At 50.0% G+C, this 17,709-nt stretch carries 16 protein-coding genes and 1 tRNA gene; 11 read left to right on the top strand and 6 right to left on the bottom strand.

Annotation, left to right across the window (positions count from 1 at the left end):
• Positions 1-7: 7 nt before the first annotated feature.
• Positions 8-433 (bottom strand): GNAT family N-acetyltransferase, encoded by a 426-nt coding sequence (locus C1Y42_RS13985; protein WP_104093769.1) that lies wholly within the window; start codon positions 431-433, stop codon positions 8-10.
• A 120-nt stretch (positions 434-553) separates the two neighbouring features.
• On the opposite strand from C1Y42_RS13985, the gene C1Y42_RS13980 reads away from it, so the two are divergent.
• On the top strand, positions 554-1,933 hold the full coding sequence (locus C1Y42_RS13980) for a PLP-dependent aminotransferase family protein (RefSeq protein ID WP_104093768.1): 1,380 nt from the start codon (positions 554-556) through the stop codon (positions 1,931-1,933).
• 107 nt (positions 1,934-2,040) lie between these two features.
• Here C1Y42_RS13980 and C1Y42_RS13975 read toward each other — a convergent pair whose 3' ends face one another.
• Complete coding sequence (locus C1Y42_RS13975) at positions 2,041-2,556, bottom strand: DUF2501 domain-containing protein (RefSeq protein ID WP_104093767.1); 516 nt, start codon at positions 2,554-2,556, stop codon at positions 2,041-2,043.
• A 249-nt stretch (positions 2,557-2,805) separates the two neighbouring features.
• Here C1Y42_RS13975 and C1Y42_RS13970 point away from each other — a divergent pair.
• Together C1Y42_RS13970 and C1Y42_RS13965 are read left to right on the top strand one after the other, a co-directional pair.
• A tRNA-Leu gene (locus C1Y42_RS13970) sits at positions 2,806-2,890 on the top strand.
• 521 nt (positions 2,891-3,411) lie between these two features.
• Positions 3,412-3,909: a hypothetical protein gene (locus tag C1Y42_RS13965; protein WP_104093766.1), complete on the top strand. Its 498-nt coding sequence runs from the start codon at positions 3,412-3,414 to the stop codon at positions 3,907-3,909.
• Positions 3,910-4,117: 208 nt separating this feature from the next.
• Here the strand turns inward: C1Y42_RS13965 and C1Y42_RS13960 are convergent, their stop codons facing one another.
• Positions 4,118-5,032, bottom strand: a complete 915-nt coding sequence (locus C1Y42_RS13960; protein ID WP_104093765.1) for a hypothetical protein — start codon at positions 5,030-5,032, stop codon at positions 4,118-4,120.
• Between the two features lie 958 nt (positions 5,033-5,990).
• On the opposite strand from C1Y42_RS13960, the gene C1Y42_RS13955 reads away from it, so the two are divergent.
• The 7 genes from C1Y42_RS13955 to C1Y42_RS13920 all read left to right on the top strand — a co-directional run bounded on the left by C1Y42_RS13955 (position 5,991) and on the right by C1Y42_RS13920 (position 11,094).
• A complete protein-coding gene (locus C1Y42_RS13955) occupies positions 5,991-6,542 on the top strand; it encodes a recombinase family protein (protein ID WP_104093764.1) in 552 nt (183 codons plus the stop codon).
• 198 nt (positions 6,543-6,740) lie between these two features.
• Entirely contained in the window at positions 6,741-7,514 is a 774-nt protein-coding gene (locus C1Y42_RS13950; RefSeq protein ID WP_104093763.1) for a helix-turn-helix domain-containing protein, read from the top strand.
• 287 nt (positions 7,515-7,801) lie between these two features.
• Positions 7,802-8,140: a hypothetical protein gene (locus C1Y42_RS13945; protein WP_104093762.1), complete on the top strand. Its 339-nt coding sequence runs from the start codon at positions 7,802-7,804 to the stop codon at positions 8,138-8,140.
• 48 nt (positions 8,141-8,188) lie between these two features.
• On the top strand, positions 8,189-9,085 hold the full coding sequence (locus C1Y42_RS13940; RefSeq protein WP_104093761.1) for a hypothetical protein: 897 nt from the start codon (positions 8,189-8,191) through the stop codon (positions 9,083-9,085).
• A gap of 259 nt (positions 9,086-9,344) precedes the next feature.
• On the top strand, positions 9,345-9,707 hold the full coding sequence (locus tag C1Y42_RS23895; protein WP_233210725.1) for a hypothetical protein: 363 nt from the start codon (positions 9,345-9,347) through the stop codon (positions 9,705-9,707).
• Between the two features lie 195 nt (positions 9,708-9,902).
• Positions 9,903-10,487: a hypothetical protein gene (locus C1Y42_RS13925; protein ID WP_199188991.1), complete on the top strand. Its 585-nt coding sequence runs from the start codon at positions 9,903-9,905 to the stop codon at positions 10,485-10,487.
• Between the two features lie 79 nt (positions 10,488-10,566).
• Complete coding sequence (locus C1Y42_RS13920; RefSeq protein ID WP_104093758.1) at positions 10,567-11,094, top strand: HNH endonuclease signature motif containing protein; 528 nt, start codon at positions 10,567-10,569, stop codon at positions 11,092-11,094.
• On the opposite strand, the gene C1Y42_RS13915 is transcribed toward C1Y42_RS13920, so the two are convergent.
• The 3 genes from C1Y42_RS13915 to C1Y42_RS13905 all read right to left on the bottom strand — a co-directional run bounded on the left by C1Y42_RS13915 (position 11,076) and on the right by C1Y42_RS13905 (position 13,694).
• The gene (locus tag C1Y42_RS13915) at positions 11,076-11,990 is read right to left on the bottom strand and encodes an abortive phage resistance protein (protein WP_233210724.1); all 915 of its coding nucleotides are present in this window, start codon (positions 11,988-11,990) and stop codon (positions 11,076-11,078) included. The genes C1Y42_RS13920 and C1Y42_RS13915 overlap by 19 nt on opposite strands.
• Positions 11,991-12,040: 50 nt before the next feature.
• Positions 12,041-12,292, bottom strand: coding sequence for a hypothetical protein (locus tag C1Y42_RS13910; protein ID WP_104093756.1), 252 nt, complete (start codon positions 12,290-12,292; stop codon positions 12,041-12,043).
• 178 nt (positions 12,293-12,470) lie between these two features.
• Positions 12,471-13,694 (bottom strand): site-specific integrase, encoded by a 1,224-nt coding sequence (locus C1Y42_RS13905; protein ID WP_104093755.1) that lies wholly within the window; start codon positions 13,692-13,694, stop codon positions 12,471-12,473.
• 499 nt (positions 13,695-14,193) lie between these two features.
• Here C1Y42_RS13905 and hsdR point away from each other — a divergent pair, with 499 nt between their 5' ends.
• Positions 14,194-17,706: a type I restriction-modification system endonuclease gene (hsdR, locus tag C1Y42_RS13900; protein ID WP_104093754.1), complete on the top strand. Its 3,513-nt coding sequence runs from the start codon at positions 14,194-14,196 to the stop codon at positions 17,704-17,706.
• The last annotated feature ends 3 nt before the right edge of the window (positions 17,707-17,709 follow it).

The following is a 17,709-nucleotide window of genomic DNA, read 5'->3' as shown; positions in this document are numbered from 1 at the left end:
TGGTTCCTCATACGATAGAGCGATAAAAATGCAGGCCGAGCGCCTGATAGCCGCAGCGCTGATAAAACGCCTGCGCCCGGGTATTACTGATTGCGGTATCCAGCACCATACGGTGGCAGCCGTACTCACGCGCCAGCACCGCTAAGCCGTCGAGCAGTGCGGCGCCGAAGCCCTGACCGCGCAGCGCGGGATCGCTCACCAGGTCATCGACGTAGCAGAAGCTGCCGTGGATAAAATTCTCCAGCAGGCGATAACCGGCCAGTACCGCTGGCTGTCCCTGATGTTCGATACCGGCGAGGCGATAACCCTGCGTCTGCTGACGCTGCGCCTGGGCGATAAACTGTGCCTCATCCGCCAGCCGCCCGCGCAGCGCACGCATCAGCGGGTAGCAGCGCGCGAGTTGTTCTGCGGTGGCGTAATGCACAATCTTCATGGCTGTCATCCGTATTGCGGGGGGAATGCCTGCATCTTAAACTGCTATGTCTGAGCGAACAGGGCCATTACGCGTGAAAACAGGTAGGACATAGCGCAGTGGCTGAGGAAGGAGTGACGCGTGGGTTACAAAGAGATTTACCAGCGCTTCCGGCAGCAGATTCTTGCCGGACAGCTCCGGCCGGGCGACCGCGTACCGGCGATCCGCGTGCTGGCGGGCGAGCTGCAGGTGGCGCGTAAAACGGTGGAGGCCGCCTATGAAATCCTCATCGGCGAAGGCTATTTTGTCAGCCAGGGCGCGAAGGGCACGCGCGTCAATCCGCAGCTGAAGCTGGCGAGCGCAGCTACGCCAACGCGCGCACCGGCGATGATGCCCGCGCTGCTGCCGGTGACCGAGGGCAAAGGCGAGCTGCGGCTCGGCATCCCGGCGCTGGACGAGTTTCCGCACAAAAAGTGGCGGCTGTTGTCGGCGAAAGCGGCGCGCAGCCTGCGGCCGGACGAGATGATGATACCGCCGGTGATGGGATATGCGCCGCTGCGGGCGGCCATCGCCAGCTACCTGAACATTTCGCGCGGCCTCACCTGCCAGCCGGAGCAGATCTTTATCACCAGCGGCTACCGTGCCAATCTGCGGCTGATTCTGGCGGTGCTGGCGCAGCCGGGCGACAAAGTGCTGTTCGAAGATCCCGGCTACTTCTTCGGCCAGCAGCTGCTTAAGCGCATCGCACCCAACCTGCACTATGTGCCGGTGGACGGGCAGGGCGTGGACGTGGATTATCTGCTGCGCTATCACGCCGACGCGCGCTTTGCGGTGGTAACGCCAACGCACCAGAGCCCGCTGGCGGTGAGTCTGTCGCTGCCGCGCAAGCATCAGCTGCTGGCGTGGGCGCAGCAGCATGACAGCTGGATCATTGAGGATGATTACGACGGCGAATTTCACTACACGCGTAAGGTGATTCCGGCGCTGAAAAGCCTGGATGTGCACGACCGGGTGATTTACACCGGCACCTTCAGCAAAACCATGATGCCGGCGATGCGCATCGGCTATCTGGTGATGCCGCAGCACACGCTGGCGCAGTTCGGCGAGCTGGGCGAGATTCTGGAAACCGGCCTGCCGCTGCTGCCGCAGAAAATCCTCGCGCAGTTTCTCAGCGAAGGGCATTTTTATCGCCATATCAAAAAGATGCGCATTCTCTATCAGCAGCGCCGCCGCATGATGCTGGAGGCCATCGAAGCCTGCTTTCCGGGGCTGTTTACCTTTGAGCTGACCGACGGCGGTATGCACATCGTGGCCTTTCTGCGGCGCGGCACGCAGGATGTGGCGCTGGCGACGCTGTGGGCGCAGCAGGCGCTATACGTGCGGCCGCTGTCGGGCTGGTACGCGCAGACGCAAAAGCGCTATGGCCTGGTGATTGGCTACACCAATATTCAGTCGTTTGAACAGGCGAGGGCGCTGCTGGCGCGCGTGGCGGATGCGACGCGGACGTTATTGAGCGCTTAGCGGCAACGTGAGGAGAAGAGGGCGCGGGGGACAGCCCGCGCCGGCTGGCATAAGGTGAGCGGCGATTCAGACGGCAGGAAGGCGGCCCCTGAACCCGCGTGAAGGAATCACATGCCGATGTATTTTTTGCCCTGCTTCAGCACCACATCGCAGGCTTTGGTTTTCAGCTTCTCACCCATCGGCGAGTTGCTCAGGCTCTGCAGATTCAGCTGCTGACCGTTGCCGGTGTTCAGCAGGCCCTGAATCCCCTGCTGGTAATCGGTTTTCTGCTGCTGCGCGGTGGTGCTGCTCAGGCCCAGCTTATTCAGCACCTGATCTTTCACCGACTTCACATTGTTATCCACCACGTTGTGCTGCACGCAATATTCCATCACGCCGGCGGCGTTGGTCATGCTGTTGGCGCTCACCGCTTTATCGCCGCCGTTCAGCAGGCCGCTGAGCGAAGAGAGCGACAGTCCGCCGTTCTGCGTGTTGCTGGTGGCGGTGTTGCCGCTGTTCTGCTGCGACAGCTGCGATGCGGCGCTGCTCAGCTGATCCTGCCAGCTCGCCGCCGATGCGCTACCGGCCACCAGTGCCGCCGCGATACCCCATCCCCAAACTAACCGTTGTGTTGCTTTTTTCATCTCAACCTCGTTGTGCTTATACGTCTGACTGCGTCAGTTGTGGTTAAGAGGCATGTGGCGGCAGAAAGTTCCGGAGAAGTGGCCGCCGCGCGCGAGTTTGGGAGTGTTCCGGAGGCGACTGCCGGGGTTTTGCGCAGCGTTTTTGGCAGCGCTGCTTTTTTCGACGCTTAGCGCACATCCCCATCGATTCCGGTTGCGCCGCAAGCGCGTAACGGTATAATCGCCCACGTTTTCCGCATCCTCTTCAGTGCCGAAGTGGCGAAATCGGTAGACGCAGTTGATTCAAAATCAACCGTAGAAATACGTGCCGGTTCGAGTCCGGCCTTCGGCACCATTCATTAAAATCATTACATATCAATGAGTTAAATAGAAAATTCTGCCTCATATGTATGTGATGATTGCTCGTAAAGTATCCCGTAAAAAAGCCGCTTAAGTTGATAGTGGCAATTGGGATGTTAACTCATAGCGGCGTGTCGTTCCAAGCTTCAAACACGTACAGTTTCTTAACTTGAACAGCTATGACGTTGCCCGCGTCTCTAAACCATCCCAAAACTTTCATACGTTCCACACTTTGCGCGGTGTTCCGTTATGCCATGTCGTGAGACAGCACAGGGAATAAACAGGCGATAGATGGGCATCCTAACCAGATCGGGAAAGTATCTGGCTCTGCCACGGCTTCAGCCTCCGGACTATAACGGCTACCTGATAAGAGAATGAGTGAAAGTAGAACACAGATGATGCCTACGGCGCTGATCGGTTTATACCCCATCACGGCGCATTAGGTTTCCTATGCCTTGATTTCTGCTGACTAAGTTTTAAGATGTTTCCTAAATCGACAAACCGTTAGGAAGCGAAATGAATAAAATCATGATAGCAGCAGCTTTTCTTATTGTGCCTGTGTGGACGTATGCGGGTGGTGATGGATATGGTAATACCAAATGGGATATGAGACCTTCAGAGGTAGTAGCGGCGCAAGGAAACGGGGCACATCTTATAGCACCTGAAAAATACAAAGGTAGTGTTGGTAAGGTTCGAATCGATAAGGTAGATATTGGCAGCGGGCTTTATAACGTTAACTTCCTTTTTGATGATTCAGATCGTTTAGTGCAGACGAATGTAACCAGTGTTGAACAGATGAATGAAGGAATCATTGTTCGCCAGTTTAACACGTTGAACCAGCTGTTAACTCAGAAATATGGAAAACCTGAATTTGCTAATGCAGACAGTGTTACCTGGAAGCTTCCTTCAACCACTGTTGAGCTAAGTAAAATGATCATCTCTGGGGTCATGGCTCAAACTGTAATTCGTTACATACCAAATAGTAGAGTTGCCAAAGATACTTCTAATCTTTAAACCCAATCAAAATCATCATGATTCATTTGTCACGCCACCAAGAGTATACGGTTATCCTGATGTTATTGTGAGCACTCTAGACAGATGATGAAGTCGCTATGCTCCGCTTGTTGCTAGTACTACCAACGGGGCTTTATGGCTTCTACTACCTTTAGAAAAGATGAAGAAATGAAAATAGCGCGGATATTTCTCCCGCGCCGTAAAGTAGCTATGGCAAGAATTTTACAATTTCGGCTTGCCACGAGTTTTTATGAATGACTCTTCCTTTATGCAGATTAGCATCCAATATTTCAGCTTTACTGAGTTGTGACAACTGTGGCCAATCACTATCAAAGATGTAGGTAGCATTGTTACATTGAGAGCTTTCCAAAACAAAAACATTGTGCTTGGTAAACCCAAATACAACGTAGCCTTGAAATCCTGCGTTACCAACTGCTACAAAATCAGGTTTCCTGCCATTAATTAGTTCGAGTCTGCCTTCAACTACGGCTGCATTAGACTTACTTCGAATGTTTATGGCTGAAATGATTTGAGTTCCAATCTTGCCCCAAGGATGTTGACCTTGCGGTAGCAAGTTCCAGTTGAGTTTTATCGACTTACTTTTGATAATCGTGTTGAGTTGATCATCAACAGGCTCACATAAACTAAAAATTTCAAGAAAAAGATTTACGCAGTGTGTAACCAGCTCTTTATTATTATCAGACAAAGTTAGTTTTGGAGAAATTACCAATTTCTCTCCTTGCAAATTTTCAACAATCTTAAGCTCTATGCTTGGTGGTGGCGTGATAATCCTTTTATATCGCTTATATTCAATTTCGCGAGTGTCTGTTATCTCTTGAGTATCGCCACCTCCGACCCATTGTTTTCGCGTCCAAGATATTTGTCGATAGGCTGTTTCTTTTGGTGCTTTTTTATCAGGAACCGATTTACCAATTGAATTGAATCTTGTGATCGGCCCAATAACTTTAGGTAGAACTTCTTCACCTAACTCCCTGTTACTTGAGAAACCTATCGATTCAGCTTTCTTGGGATCTGGTAACGGGTGGGCAATGTAGATTTCTCTGCCATCGAAGTTGGCTATGTAGTTATCAATATTACGAATACGCTTTTTCTGAATAAGCATTGAACGTTCCTTTTGACTACTTCTATCGGTTTACATAACCAAGCAAGCTAGGCAACAATCACACTGTTGGAATGCAGGAAAGGGTGACTGACGTTTGAGTCTACAAAATCATGTTGGTTATGCCCAGAGAACCGGGTCACAAGAGTGTTCCCGGTTTTATGTACTACAAACAGCATAAGAACAACATGTAGTGTCTTTTGCTTTGTGGCACTACATGGTGAATATATTAGCCAGCATTTTAATCAGCACAAGAGTTGATTTTCACAAAAAACCGCCATATGGGGCTTGTTAAAATCCTAACTCCGCACCCGGTAAGGCGTGCAGTTACTGTCAACCGCTCAGCGCTTTTTTCACTCTCTGAATCCAGCGCGAGTATGCTGCTCATTTTATTGATTTTTGAAAATTCAAAATTTCCCTAACCTTCAGAAACGCTACAAGGTCGTGCCTTAATCTACAATCGATTGAGTTAAATGTAATATTCTGAGTACACAAATCGCTAAGTGATGTAAATCTACCTTAACCCATCATTAACTTTGAAAATTATAATCTGCTACCGGTATTTAAAGAACGTTCTGCATGGTGTTACAAAGCTTATAATGCCTTTCCTCGTATACGCAGCTAAAAACCGACAACAGATTTTTATTAGGCTCACCCGAGTGCCTCCCCCTGAATCATACAACGTCTTTTCCCCCGTACACCCTGCGACAACCTACTGTCCGAATGAAAGTGCAGCCGTGTATCACTGCCTGTGCTGGCGCGGTGTGATGCGCAGCGCATGAGATTCTATGCAACACAGCGCCTATCTCACCGCGCAAGGCTCTGTCTCAATTGAGTACACAAGAGTGATACCGAGCTTAACACGGCATTGTAGTATCAATAATGAATTGACATAACTTAATTGATACAATACCGTTAGTGTCACTTTATTGATACTTCACTGATGCATGAGGGTTCAGCGATGAGATTCGGATACGCAAGGGTAAGCACCAAAGAGCAGAACACAGCACGTCAGGAGGATGCATTGAAGCCGGTGTGCGATGAGCTGTTGATAGACAGGGTATCGGGTAAGAACGCGGACAGACCACAGCTACAGGTGTTGTTACAGCGCGTACGTGCCGGTGATGCAGTGTACGTTAAGAGCGTTGACCGGTTAGCTCGTAACACCCGTGACTTGTTGGAGATACTCGACGGCTTGCTAGCGAAGGGCGTGACAGTGCACTTCATTGATAACCGCATGGATTTCACTGATAACCCTACCAGCCGATTCATGATAACGATGCTGGGCGCAGTCGGTGAGCTGGAGCGCTCATTCATACGCCAGCGTCAATCAGAGGGCATAGCGATAGCTAAAGAGGCTGGAGTGTTTAAAGGCAAGCCGAAGGATACCGAGCTGCGAGAGAAGGTGCAGGAGCTGTTACAGCGTGGACTTAAGCCAGATGAAGTAGCGAAAGTGGCTGGATGCGGCAGAGCTACAGTGTTTAGGATTAAGAAGGAATTGAGTAATGGTTAATTAGTTGGACGCTTGTAGGAGAGAGAAAGCCTAGGCAGTGAGCACCTGATAAATCCTTTCCGTTATGGATGGTTAATTAGATGGACACTTGTAAGGAGAGAGATAAGCGAACCAGTTAGAGAGTACTCAGATGACTATTACAAGCTGAGTAATCCCATTGGTAGCAGCCCTTCAGAATCCAACCATAAGGAGATAACAATGATTGATTGCACTACCCTGCCAGACCAGTTCCCGGACGTGCCAGCAGACCTAAACCGATTGCAGGCTATGAATTGGAAAGCATGGAAAGCGGGACACATACCATCAATGAATGAGCTGGCAGCACCCAGTACTAACGAGCTGTATCAACGATTCAAGGCGCAAAGCGGTAATACCATGCAATTAGCTATTGCTGACAAGCTACGAGCTGAAAGCGTTATACGCCGTATAGCTATGCAGAACCCGAATCGTATTAGCCTAAATCAAACGCAAGTGACCCGCGCAGTTAAGACATCACTTGATGTTTATCACACTGGTGAAATCACTCCATCAGTGCAGATTGTTCGCGACCTACTACCCGGTAAGGATGTTAAACCTGTGATGAATCGACCACAGCAGCGTAAACGCATGAAGAAGGCTATGAAGGCTAACGCAGGACACCCCGCGATTGTCACCGCGCAGCAACAGGGAAACCCTATCCGTATGGATGCTGACACCCTGTCGAGTGGATTAATGAGCCTACAGAATGCCGCTATGGTTGTTCGAAAACTGAATGACCACGAGCAACGTTTGCAGGCTGGTGAAGCCGCTAATGCAGACCTAGCGCGCCGAGTAGCCGAATTAGAGGCGCGTCTTATGTCCGTGGAAACTGGCGTATCTTTACCGGAACAAGCCCTTTCTATGCGTGATGCAGGTAAACGTCAGCAAGAGATTGCAACGGCTTTGGGTGTATCTGTTAACACCGTTAAGTCATGGTTAAGACGCAATCGCTAACTGGGTGCAAACTGGGTGCACTTGCACCCACCCAAACTACACAAAAGTCTTATATATAAATATATATATATACCTTGGTCCGCATTATCCTCACCGAGTAATAACTGTAGTAACCCCACCAGATTAATTCCCCGAGCAAGTCCAGTGACGGCAGCCTGCAAAGGTTTGGTCGCCTTATACAACAGGCTGATAGCCCAATATAGCCCCGCTAGTGCCGGTCAATCACGACACGGGGCTGTATTTCTAATTTCACTGATGCCCGGAAACAGAATCTTTAAGGAGAAAGTATGAGTAATTTCAACAGCACATTCCGCAGTAACCGCACCGGTCAGTACAACCCGATACATGATTACAAAAGCCAGCAATCGAAGAAGACCAGCTTCAGCCATGCGGAGCGGAGTCGGTTCCATGACATTGCACGCGAGCTGCGTACAGCACGTGGGCCGCAGCGTGCACGCCTCACCGCAGAGCTGGACAGCATGACCGCTGATAAAGAACTTACAGCAGCAGACACCCGCCTGATTGCCGTGTATGCGAAGTCTGGCTCACTTCAGGAACAGGACGGGTACGCACCCGGCGACGGACAGCGAATGCTCGATATAGCCCGCACCGCCATCGATGATTAATACCTTATTAATTAGACCATGACCTATTAATTACACTGGAGAAACAGTATGACTGAATCAATTATCCTGACCTCACCTGTTCAGGCTCAAGCAGCAGCACACGCCCAGCAGGCGCAGCAGGAAGCCCCTCAGCGCGTTCTACAGAATGTCCCAATTGATTGCCTTACTTCTAAGGCTAAAGCCCTTCTTGATGCTATACAGGTAGCCACAGAGCGCGCTGACCTGCCAGCTATCCAGCAGTATCAACCCGACGCATCAAAGGCCGGATTCTACTTGCAGACGCACTACGGAACGATTCTAAGCCGCATGGATGATGCATTCCGCGATGTACAGATTGCCAGTGATAAAGACGTAGACCTGTTATTACGCGGGTTCCTCGTTAAGCTGGTGAACCTTAGTATCCGAAGTAAAGGCAATGCTCTGAATCAGCAGCGTATCGCTCGTGAAGCGTCGCAGGCAGATGACCGAGGAGCAGAGCTGGTCAAATCCCTCACCGCGTACATGCTCACGCAGAAAATGCGGGAACAGTTCTGTCCGGAAGAGATTCAGCTAATCCGTGAAAATGCTCAGGCTGGGCGTATGAACATTGCTAAGAATATGGCCGGGCAGGATGTGCAGTTCCTGATTGTAGACACAGACTGGAAAGCTAAAGCCGATGCAATGGCTATGGTTCCCGGTAGCCACAGCGTAACCGCCAGTATTGAACCGAAAGAAGCCGGTAACTCTGTTGCGGTGCAGTTCCGTGATGGTGGCTGGACGCTTAGTTGGTGGAACGATGTAGCCCAGCAGAGCGGGGGTACAACAGGCTGGGTAACTATCCAGTGTAGCGATAACATCCGGTCAGAGCTGGTACAGGCCCGCGATGAGCAGCGCAAGATTGATGTTTTGCTACAGCGCAGACGCCCACAAATGGTAAGCAAGGTATTCGCAGATGAGTTGGCGTAAGGGGCCAATCCCACCTTTAGGCAACGGTAAGCACCCTACCAACCGCGAGTTACAGCTTATGCGCTTGGGCTATCCAGAGTACCAGCCTCGATTACTTCACATCCTTCAGCATAATCCGCAACGGCACAGCGCAATCATGGCGGGGGAGAAATCCTTCATAGCCGGTGATTGGGCGTGTCCTCGTTGCGGGGGTGTTCAGCAGTACACGAGAAACTTAGCGTGCCGTGCTTGCGCTGTGCAGCGTTCTAAGCAGGTATTCGTGATCATCGAGCCTGAGTGCATTCATAGCGGGATGATGACGTACAAGCGTGATGAGGAAGCCTCAGAGCGATATCAGGAGCGTGTGCAGCGCAAGCAGTATCTTGACTGGTTCAAAGGCGAGCTGTTGAAGCTGGAAGTCGTTTGTGGTGGCTGGAAGCTACAGCGGGGCGTGCTGCTTCAGCCTGAAGGCTCAGGCCGCTCGCAGTACCTACAGCCCGATACAACGCAGCACCGGCGGTACATGCAAGACCCTGAGTACAGAACCATCGTTGAATATATCGAGAACCGAATAGGAGAGAGGCCAGATGCGCCAGAGAGAGACTACATTGCAGGAGGCTCTAACCCTTGCGAAGCTGATTAAGATTGATAAGGCGTCACCATCCGGCATTGCGTGGCGTGTACGTTCTGGCAAGGGCAAGGCTAACAAACGTGAAGGGGAGCCAGCAGGCACCCGTACAGCAACCGGAGTGTACCGGGTAATGGTGAACGGTCGTCTGTGGTACAGCACCGCAGCAGTAGCAGCCCTGAATGCGCTGAAGGGCGCTGGAGGTGAACCGTGCTGATTAAATCCGAGAAGGAACTAAAGCAGTACGCCGGGGAGTTCGACGCGCTCAGTAACCTAACGCTTAGCGATACCTCGCCATCTGGCGTGCGGTACTGCGTAGAAGTCATGGGACAGCTAAGCGCCTCAGCGGTAGCGGGTACACCGGTTCACACTGCATGGCCCCCTGACGTAGCCGAGCAGCAGCGCGGGCAGTGTCTGTACCCGATGGATTACGTTATTCACGTGCAGACCGGGTGGAGTATTCAGGATATTGCGGTCGGTATGTGGGATGTTCAGCCTGAGCTGTGCGAGGTTCCGGCAGCAGCGGTACGGGAAGCGCTGGAGATTCGCAGGGAGATACATTTGCTCGCTGAACTCGTCGCTCTTGATAAAGCCGCAACTGTGCATTCTGACGCTACCCCTGAGCACGTGAGTATTGATGCAGTACTAAAGAGGACGCGTACTAAACGAACAAGCGAGCCTAATAGAGCGACACGTTTAGAAGGGGCCGCTATGAAGATACTAGCTGAGCAGTCGTCAATGACTGATGCGGTTAGGCAAGCACGTTCAGCAGCTTTATTAGAGGCTTTGCGTTAAACCGATTGCCCCATCCTGATTGCCTCTTCGCTGTAACAAATATCTCCCGTGTTAAATTTAACTTAGTAAGAGCAAAATTATGCGTAGTATATACGAGAACTCTGCATTTCTTGCGGAGCTGTACACGTTCGTTCCTGAGACTGGACGCTTGTTCCACGCTAAGGATAAGCGGGCAGGGAATGGCTGTGTTACAGCTAAAGCCGGTGCTCCCGCAGATACTTACATCGGTAATCATGGTTATCGTGTAGTGTCATTCACAGCCGATGGTAAGGCGCGTAAATTCTTAGCGCACAGGGTGTTGTACACTCTTGTGCGCGGTTGCATACCTGATGGCATGGTAATTGATCATATCAATGGAGTGCGTAGCGATAATCGTCTAAATAATCTTCGAGTGCTTACACCGCAAGAGAATCAACAAAACCGAACTAAAGCACGCGGCACTGACTGGTACAAGCACCGAAGCCGCTGGCGTGCTCGCATCATGGTGGATAGTCGAGAGATAGTACTAGGGATGTTTGGTAGTGAAAAAGAGGCCTACGCAGCGTATTTATCTGCAAAGGCCGAGCTTCATCCAGCGTCGTGGCTTAATCAAACAGGGATATTATAATAACGGCAAATTGCGTTAGTGAGTAAAGCCGGGGCTGCTGATGCTGCGATCTTTAGGGAGCCGGAGTAAGCTTTACCAACCATGTCTCCCAGCCATTTGCCAACATTAGAACCTATATTATCTGGGCCGGTAGGAGTCGGTGAGTCTTGTATAGCTTGGTGAAGCGCTGATATATCTTCTTTGGCAATACCCCATTCCTTAAGCTGCTTTTCAAGAGAGTTAAAATCACCTGCGGAAATTATGTTATGTTGGGAAATGTCGCCAATATTGCCTGCTCCAATCGAACCGGCATTGCTTACTGCCCCATGAAAGTTATTAATGTTATTCACTGTCATACCTTTAGCCTCGAGTTTCTCTTCATGTGAAAACAGTAGACCTTCACCAAGTATCCCTTTAGATTCAAGAAGGAGCGACCAATCTAAAACTTTTGATTTAGTGTTGGAAAGAATTTTAGTTATTTGCGCTGGGTTGATTGCCCAAGCGATTCTATAGTCACATCCAGTAGCATCTTGAAGGAATTTAGTGTGGGGTGAAGGGAGTTCACTATAAAGAGTTCCATCGCTTAAGGCATATTCAACAAGCATTGATACAGGATTGTTTAAATGAACAGTGGTCAAATGCCCATAGATCTCTGCATCCTCAATGTTATCAACTTGTAAGGGAATCCATCCCACGTAAGGATTAAAAGCACGAATTGGATTATCCTTAAGTATCCGGTAGTCAGGTAATGCGGTACTATCTGGATATCCATTTAACTCATGTTCAAGCCATTCGGAAATGTCATTTAATGACAGTTTAACTGATATCATTTTTGCTCTAGAGAGTAATTCTTCGATATCAGTTGATTTTGAGCTTGCCATTTCTTGCAGCTTAAGTACGGGCGAATTATTCAACACTTTTCCCCAAAGCTAATTGTGATAGAAAGGCGGGTTTCCCCGCCCCAAAATTACTTACGATCTTTAGTCGCCTGAGCAAGAACTGATGCAGCAAGCTCTTTTGTCACAGCACTGGAGTTTGGGTTTTTGAGTGCAGCCGATGCTTTGCGTTCCATTACACCCCCAGTTTGATTCGCAGAACCGGACTGAGAGAGTGCAGAACCTGCAAGGCTTTTTTGAATGCCAGATGCGCTAGGGTTGTTGAGAGTTTTAGCAGCTAATGAAGCCACGCTACCACCAGTTTGCTTTGTATTACTTGCCATTGGTGTAACTCCTAATCAGAGGTATTAAAGATAATGCATATAGTGACTATAAGTAATTCTAGCCACTATATGTAGTGTTTATGTTATGGCGAAGCGTGAGAAATTCAAGACCAAGCATTGGTGAAAACTGTATAAATCCACAGTTGGTCATTTGGATGGTTTTTTGAACTCTATTAACTCAACTAGATAGCACGAAATCATAATTAATTTTCTCCACATAAACCGATAACTCTAAAGATGAGGCAGAATTCTTAGAATATGTTTTGAAACTTTCTGTGTTTCCTCGGTCATGCCCCATAAGAAGCGCGATCCTGTCTTCTGGCACTTGGCATCGGTCAAGCTGTTGAGCAAACGCGTGGCGCAAGCTGTGAAACACTTTCCGCCCTGTCCCTGTTTCACCTAATGCCTTCCGCTTAGCCCTCGTAAAACGCTGCGTATGCCATGTAGAGCGCTTGCCATCTGCCCGGTCAGTTACAGACGCATGATAGAACATGAAGCCATTGTAGGACTTCTCAGAGAGCCTAGTGATCAGTTCAATAATTGCTGAGTGAACCGGCACTAAGCGTGCTGATGATTTCGTCTTACCTTCCTTTATCTCGAAGCACATTACACCCTCAACGGTTGTTATATTCTCTAGTTTGAGGGTGCAGATCTCATTAAGACGCATTCCGCTGTACATACCTATCAGCGTTACCGCCTGCATCTCATCGTCTCCTTGCATTGCTGCGAATACCTTAGCCAGTTCAAGGTTGGTAAAAACCTCATAGCTAACCTTGCTGCTCTTAGCTTCCAGTGCATGCCCACGCCACGGATTATCCTGCGGTGCGTCGTGATAGCGATTACGCGCTAAATCCCATATTTGCGCGAGAGCACTGATGTAGTTCTGGATGGTTTGGGGCGCTCGACACAGTTTTAACTCATCGAGCCAACCTGTAACCACCGTGCGGTTAACTTCGCCCAACTGTAAATCACGTTTGTTTAAGTGGTCTAATAGGACTTCAACCGCTTTGTTAGTTTTTGAAAGGGTGGTGAGTTTACGTCTCTCACTAAATTGTATGAGATACAGATCACGCATCTTTACAAGAGACGGGCAAGCTTGTACTGGCGTGTTGTGCACAATCGGGGCTGTTAATGCGTGTTGCTTAATTTGACTTAATTCACCTAACACACGCTCTACCTTTGAACCTGTAGGCTTAGGTTTGAGATCTTCTCTAAGTCTGGTGAACTCAAGAGCAACAATATCGCGGAACACGCGAGCTTGCCGTACATCGCTTGTGCCAGAACTCTTCATAAAGTACCGCTTACCTCCGAAGTACTGGCGCATGTACTGCGGTATTGTTATTCGCACGAAGTAGTTACCGCTTGCATCTAAAATTAAATACTTGTCTCTATTGAAACTCATCTTAACCCCGGTTATTTTGTCGGGGCTTTTTCACGGGATTATGTCCTGTGAATGTTGCTGAAGTCTTCCCTCGTAACCATGAAATTCAATTGGTTAAGTGGGTTTTGGGGATGGTTTCTTACCCTGTTATGACGTGCCGGTTCGAGTCCGGCCTTCGGCACCATCTGATGCAACTTAAGTCGCTTACGAGCGGCTTTTTTTGTGTCTGGGATTCAGTAGCTGCAAGGTTTTTTTTGATTTTTTCTCTTGGCTTAAATCGACCTGGTTTGAGTTAAATCGGTTTAATGATCTTTGTATCTGACATTTGGGCAGATCAAATGTCTTTGCTGAAAAAGTTTAGGGCTTTTGTGCTTAGTACGGCACATCAAAATCAACGAATCCTTAAGAATTAATTAGTTGATGGGACGTTGTTCGTTGCCCGTAAAGACGCAGCAAGCTAAGATAAAAGCTTATAAGCCATAAACATATGGATAGGCTGCACAGCGACAGACCAAAACCAATGATGAATAAATCTAATTTTGAGTTTCTGAAGGGCGTTAACGATTTCACTTATACCATCGCCTGTGCGGCGGAAAACAATTATCCGGATGATCCCAACACTACGCTGGTTAAAATGCGTATGTTTGGTGAAGCGACGGCTAAACACCTTGGCCTGCTACTGGGCGTCCCTTCCTGCGAGAATCAACATGATCTCCTCCGCGAGTTAGGCAAAATTGCCTTTGTTGATGACACTATTCTTTCTGTATTCCACAAATTGCGCCGTGTCGGTAACCAGGCGGTGCATGAATACCATAACGATCTTGATGATGCCCAGATGTGCCTTCGGCTCGGCTTCCGTCTGGGTGTCTGGTATTACCGTCTGGTCACGAAAAATTATGATTTCGCAGTGCCTGTTTTTGCGTTGCCTGAACGTGGCGAAAACCTCTACTACCAGGAGGTGCTGACGCTTAAACAGCAGCTGGAGCAGCAGTCACGCGAAAAAGCGCAGAGTCAGTCTGAGCTGGCAGCACAGCAGCAGAAGCTGATAAGCCTGAACGGCTATATCGCTATTCTGGAAGGTAAGCAGCAGGAAACTGAGGCGCAAACACAAGCACGACTTTCGGCGCTGGAAGCCCAGTTAGCTGAGAAAAATGCAGAACTGGCGAAGCAGACTGAACAGGAACGTAAGGCATACCAGAATGAAATCACCGATCAGGCCATCAAGCGTACGCTTGATCTGAGTGAAGAAGAGAGTCGCTTCCTGATTGATGCACAGCTGCGTAAAGCAGGCTGGCAGGCCGATAGCAAAGCGTTGCGCTTCTCTGAAGGCGCGCGCCCGGAGCCAGGAGTCAACAAAGCTATTGCTGAATGGCCAACCGGTAAAGATGAAACGGGCAAGCAGGGTTTTGCGGACTACGTTTTATTTGTTGGCCTTAAGCCCATCGCAGTCGTTGAAGCGAAGCGTAAGAATATTGATGTTCCCTCCAAACTCAATGAGTCCTATCGCTACAGTAAATACTTCGATAATGCGTTCTTACGCGATACGTTGCTGGAAGAGTACGCGGCAGAAGATGTGCACGAAGCGGTACCGCTCTATGAAATCAGCTGGCAGGATACCAGCGGCGAACAGCGCTTTAAAATTCCCTTCTGCTACTCCACCAACGGGCGTGAATATCGCGCGGCGATGAAGACCAAAAGCGGCATCTGGTACCGTGACGTTCGCTACACCACCAACATGTCAAAAGCCTTGCCGGAGTGGCATCGTCCGGAAGAGCTGCTGGACATGCTCGGCAGCGATCCACAGAGACAAAATCAGTGGTTTACTGATAATCCAGGGATGAGCGAGCTGGGCCTGCGCTACTACCAGGAAGATGCTGTGCGGGCGGTAGAAAATGCCATCGTCAATGGGCAGCAGGAGATCCTGCTGGCAATGGCGACCGGTACCGGTAAAACCCGTACCGCGATCGCCCTGATGTTCCGTCTTATCCAGTCCCAGCGTTTTAAGCGCATTCTCTTCCTGGTTGATCGACGTTCTCTGGGTGAGCAGGCGCTGGGCGCGTTTGACGATACGCGTATAAATGGCGACACCTTTAATAGCATCTTCGATATTAAAGGGCTGACGGATAAGTTCCCGGAAGACAGCACTAAAATTCACGTTGCCACGGTTCAGTCGCTGGTTAAACGCACCCTGCAATCTGACGAACCCATGCCGGTTGGTCGTTACGACTGTATCGTGGTGGATGAAGCACATCGCGGTTACATTCTTGATAAAGAGCAGACCGAAGGTGAACTTCAATTCCGCAGCCAGTTGGATTACGTCTCAGCCTATCGCCGTATTCTCGATCACTTTGATGCCGTGAAGGTTGCACTAACCGCTACGCCCGCCCTGCATACGGTGCAGATTTTCGGCGATCCGGTTTACCGCTACACCTATCGTACTGCGGTGATCGACGGTTATCTGATCGATCAGGATCCGCCGATTCAGATCACCACCCGCAACGCGCAGGATGGCGTTTATCTTGCTCAGGGTGAGCAGGTAGAGCGTATTAGTTCGCAGGGTGAAGTGATTAACGATACCCTGGAAGACGAGCAGGATTTTGAGGTCGCCGACTTTAACCGCAAGCTGATTATTCCTGCGTTTAACCGCGCCGTCTGTAATGAACTGACTGAGTATCTCGAACCGACCGGGCTGCAAAAAACGCTGGTATTCTGCGTCACTAACGCCCATGCCGATATGGTGGTGGAAGAGCTACGTGCCGCGTTTAAGAAAAAGTATCCGCAGCTGGAACACGACGCGATTATCAAGATTACCGGTGATGCCGATAAAGACGCGCGTAAAGTGCAGACCATGATCACCCGCTTTAACAAAGAGCGGCTGCCGAATATCGTCGTCACTGTCGATCTGCTGACCACCGGCGTGGATATCCCGTCGATTTGTAACATCGTTTTCCTGCGTAAGGTACGCAGCCGCATTCTGTATGAGCAGATGAAAGGCCGTGCGACGCGTCTGTGTCCGGCGGCGGCTAAAACCAGCTTTAAGATTTTTGACTGTGTCGATATTTATAGCTCGCTGGAAAGTGTCGATACCATGCGCCCGGTAGTTGTCCGTCCTCAGGTCGAACTGCAAACGCTGGTCAATGAAATCACCGACTCCGAGACTTTCAAAACCATGGAGGCGGATGGTCGCAGCTTTGCCGAGCACAGCCATGAACAGCTGATTGCTAAGCTCCAGCGTATTATCGGCCTGGCCACGTTTAACCGTGACCGCAGCGAAACCGTAGATAAGCAGGTGCGTCGTCTTGATGAACTCTGTCAGGACGCAGCGGGCGTTACTTTTAACGGTTTCGCCTCGCGTTTGCGGGATAAAGGAGCGCACTGGAGTGCCGAAGTCTTCAATAAACTGCCAGGCTTCATTGCCCGTCTTGAGAAGCTGAAAGCCGATATCAATAGCCTGAATGATGCGCCAATCTTCCTCGATATTGACGATGAAGTGGTAAGCGTTAAGTCGCTCTATGGTGAGTACGACACCCCGCAGGATTTCCTTGAAGCCTTTGATTCGCTGGTGCAACGTTCACCGAATGCGCAGCCAGCCTTACAGGCGGTGATCAATCGTCCGCGCGATCTCACCCGCAAAGGGCTGGTCGAATTGCAGGAGTGGTTTGATCGCCAGCATTTTGAGGAATCTTCCCTGCGCAAAGCCTGGAAAGAGACGCGCAACGAAGATATCGCAGCCCGGCTGATTGGCCATATCCGCCGTGCGGCGGTGGGTGATGCGCTGAAGCCGTTTGATGAGCGTGTCGATCATGCGCTGGAGCGCATCAAAGGCGAAAACGACTGGAACAGCGAGCAGGTAACCTGGCTCGACCGTTTAGCTACGGCGCTGAAAGAGAAGGTGGTGCTTGACGACGACGTTTTCAAAACGGGCAATTTCCATCGGCGTGGCGGAAAGGCGATGCTGCAAAAAACGTTCGACGATGACCTCGACAACCTGCTCGATAAGTTCAGCGATTACATCTGGGACGAGCCTGCTTAACGC

It is taken from the genome of Pantoea sp. ICBG 985 (assembly GCF_002928365.1).
GTDB lineage: Bacteria > Pseudomonadota > Gammaproteobacteria > Enterobacterales > Enterobacteriaceae > Pantoea > Pantoea dispersa.
Note: the sequence above shows the minus strand (reverse complement) of the source record. Positions and strands in the feature narration are given on the sequence as shown.

Excerpts from the sequence above, each read along its gene's own strand:
- C1Y42_RS13985 (WP_104093769.1), bottom strand. The coding sequence starts at position 433 with ATGAAGATTGTGCATTACGCCACCGCAGAACAACTCGCGCGCTGCTAC.
- C1Y42_RS13975 (WP_104093767.1), bottom strand. The coding sequence starts at position 2,556 with ATGAAAAAAGCAACACAACGGTTAGTTTGGGGATGGGGTATCGCGGCG.
- C1Y42_RS13965 (WP_104093766.1), top strand. The coding sequence starts at position 3,412 with ATGAATAAAATCATGATAGCAGCAGCTTTTCTTATTGTGCCTGTGTGG.
- C1Y42_RS13960 (WP_104093765.1), bottom strand. The coding sequence starts at position 5,032 with ATGCTTATTCAGAAAAAGCGTATTCGTAATATTGATAACTACATAGCC.
- C1Y42_RS13955 (WP_104093764.1), top strand. The coding sequence starts at position 5,991 with ATGAGATTCGGATACGCAAGGGTAAGCACCAAAGAGCAGAACACAGCA.
- C1Y42_RS13950 (WP_104093763.1), top strand. The coding sequence starts at position 6,741 with ATGATTGATTGCACTACCCTGCCAGACCAGTTCCCGGACGTGCCAGCA.
- C1Y42_RS13945 (WP_104093762.1), top strand. The coding sequence starts at position 7,802 with ATGAGTAATTTCAACAGCACATTCCGCAGTAACCGCACCGGTCAGTAC.
- C1Y42_RS13940 (WP_104093761.1), top strand. The coding sequence starts at position 8,189 with ATGACTGAATCAATTATCCTGACCTCACCTGTTCAGGCTCAAGCAGCA.
- C1Y42_RS13920 (WP_104093758.1), top strand. The coding sequence starts at position 10,567 with ATGCGTAGTATATACGAGAACTCTGCATTTCTTGCGGAGCTGTACACG.
- C1Y42_RS13910 (WP_104093756.1), bottom strand. The coding sequence starts at position 12,292 with ATGGCAAGTAATACAAAGCAAACTGGTGGTAGCGTGGCTTCATTAGCT.
- C1Y42_RS13905 (WP_104093755.1), bottom strand. The coding sequence starts at position 13,694 with ATGAGTTTCAATAGAGACAAGTATTTAATTTTAGATGCAAGCGGTAAC.
- hsdR (WP_104093754.1), top strand. The coding sequence starts at position 14,194 with ATGATGAATAAATCTAATTTTGAGTTTCTGAAGGGCGTTAACGATTTC.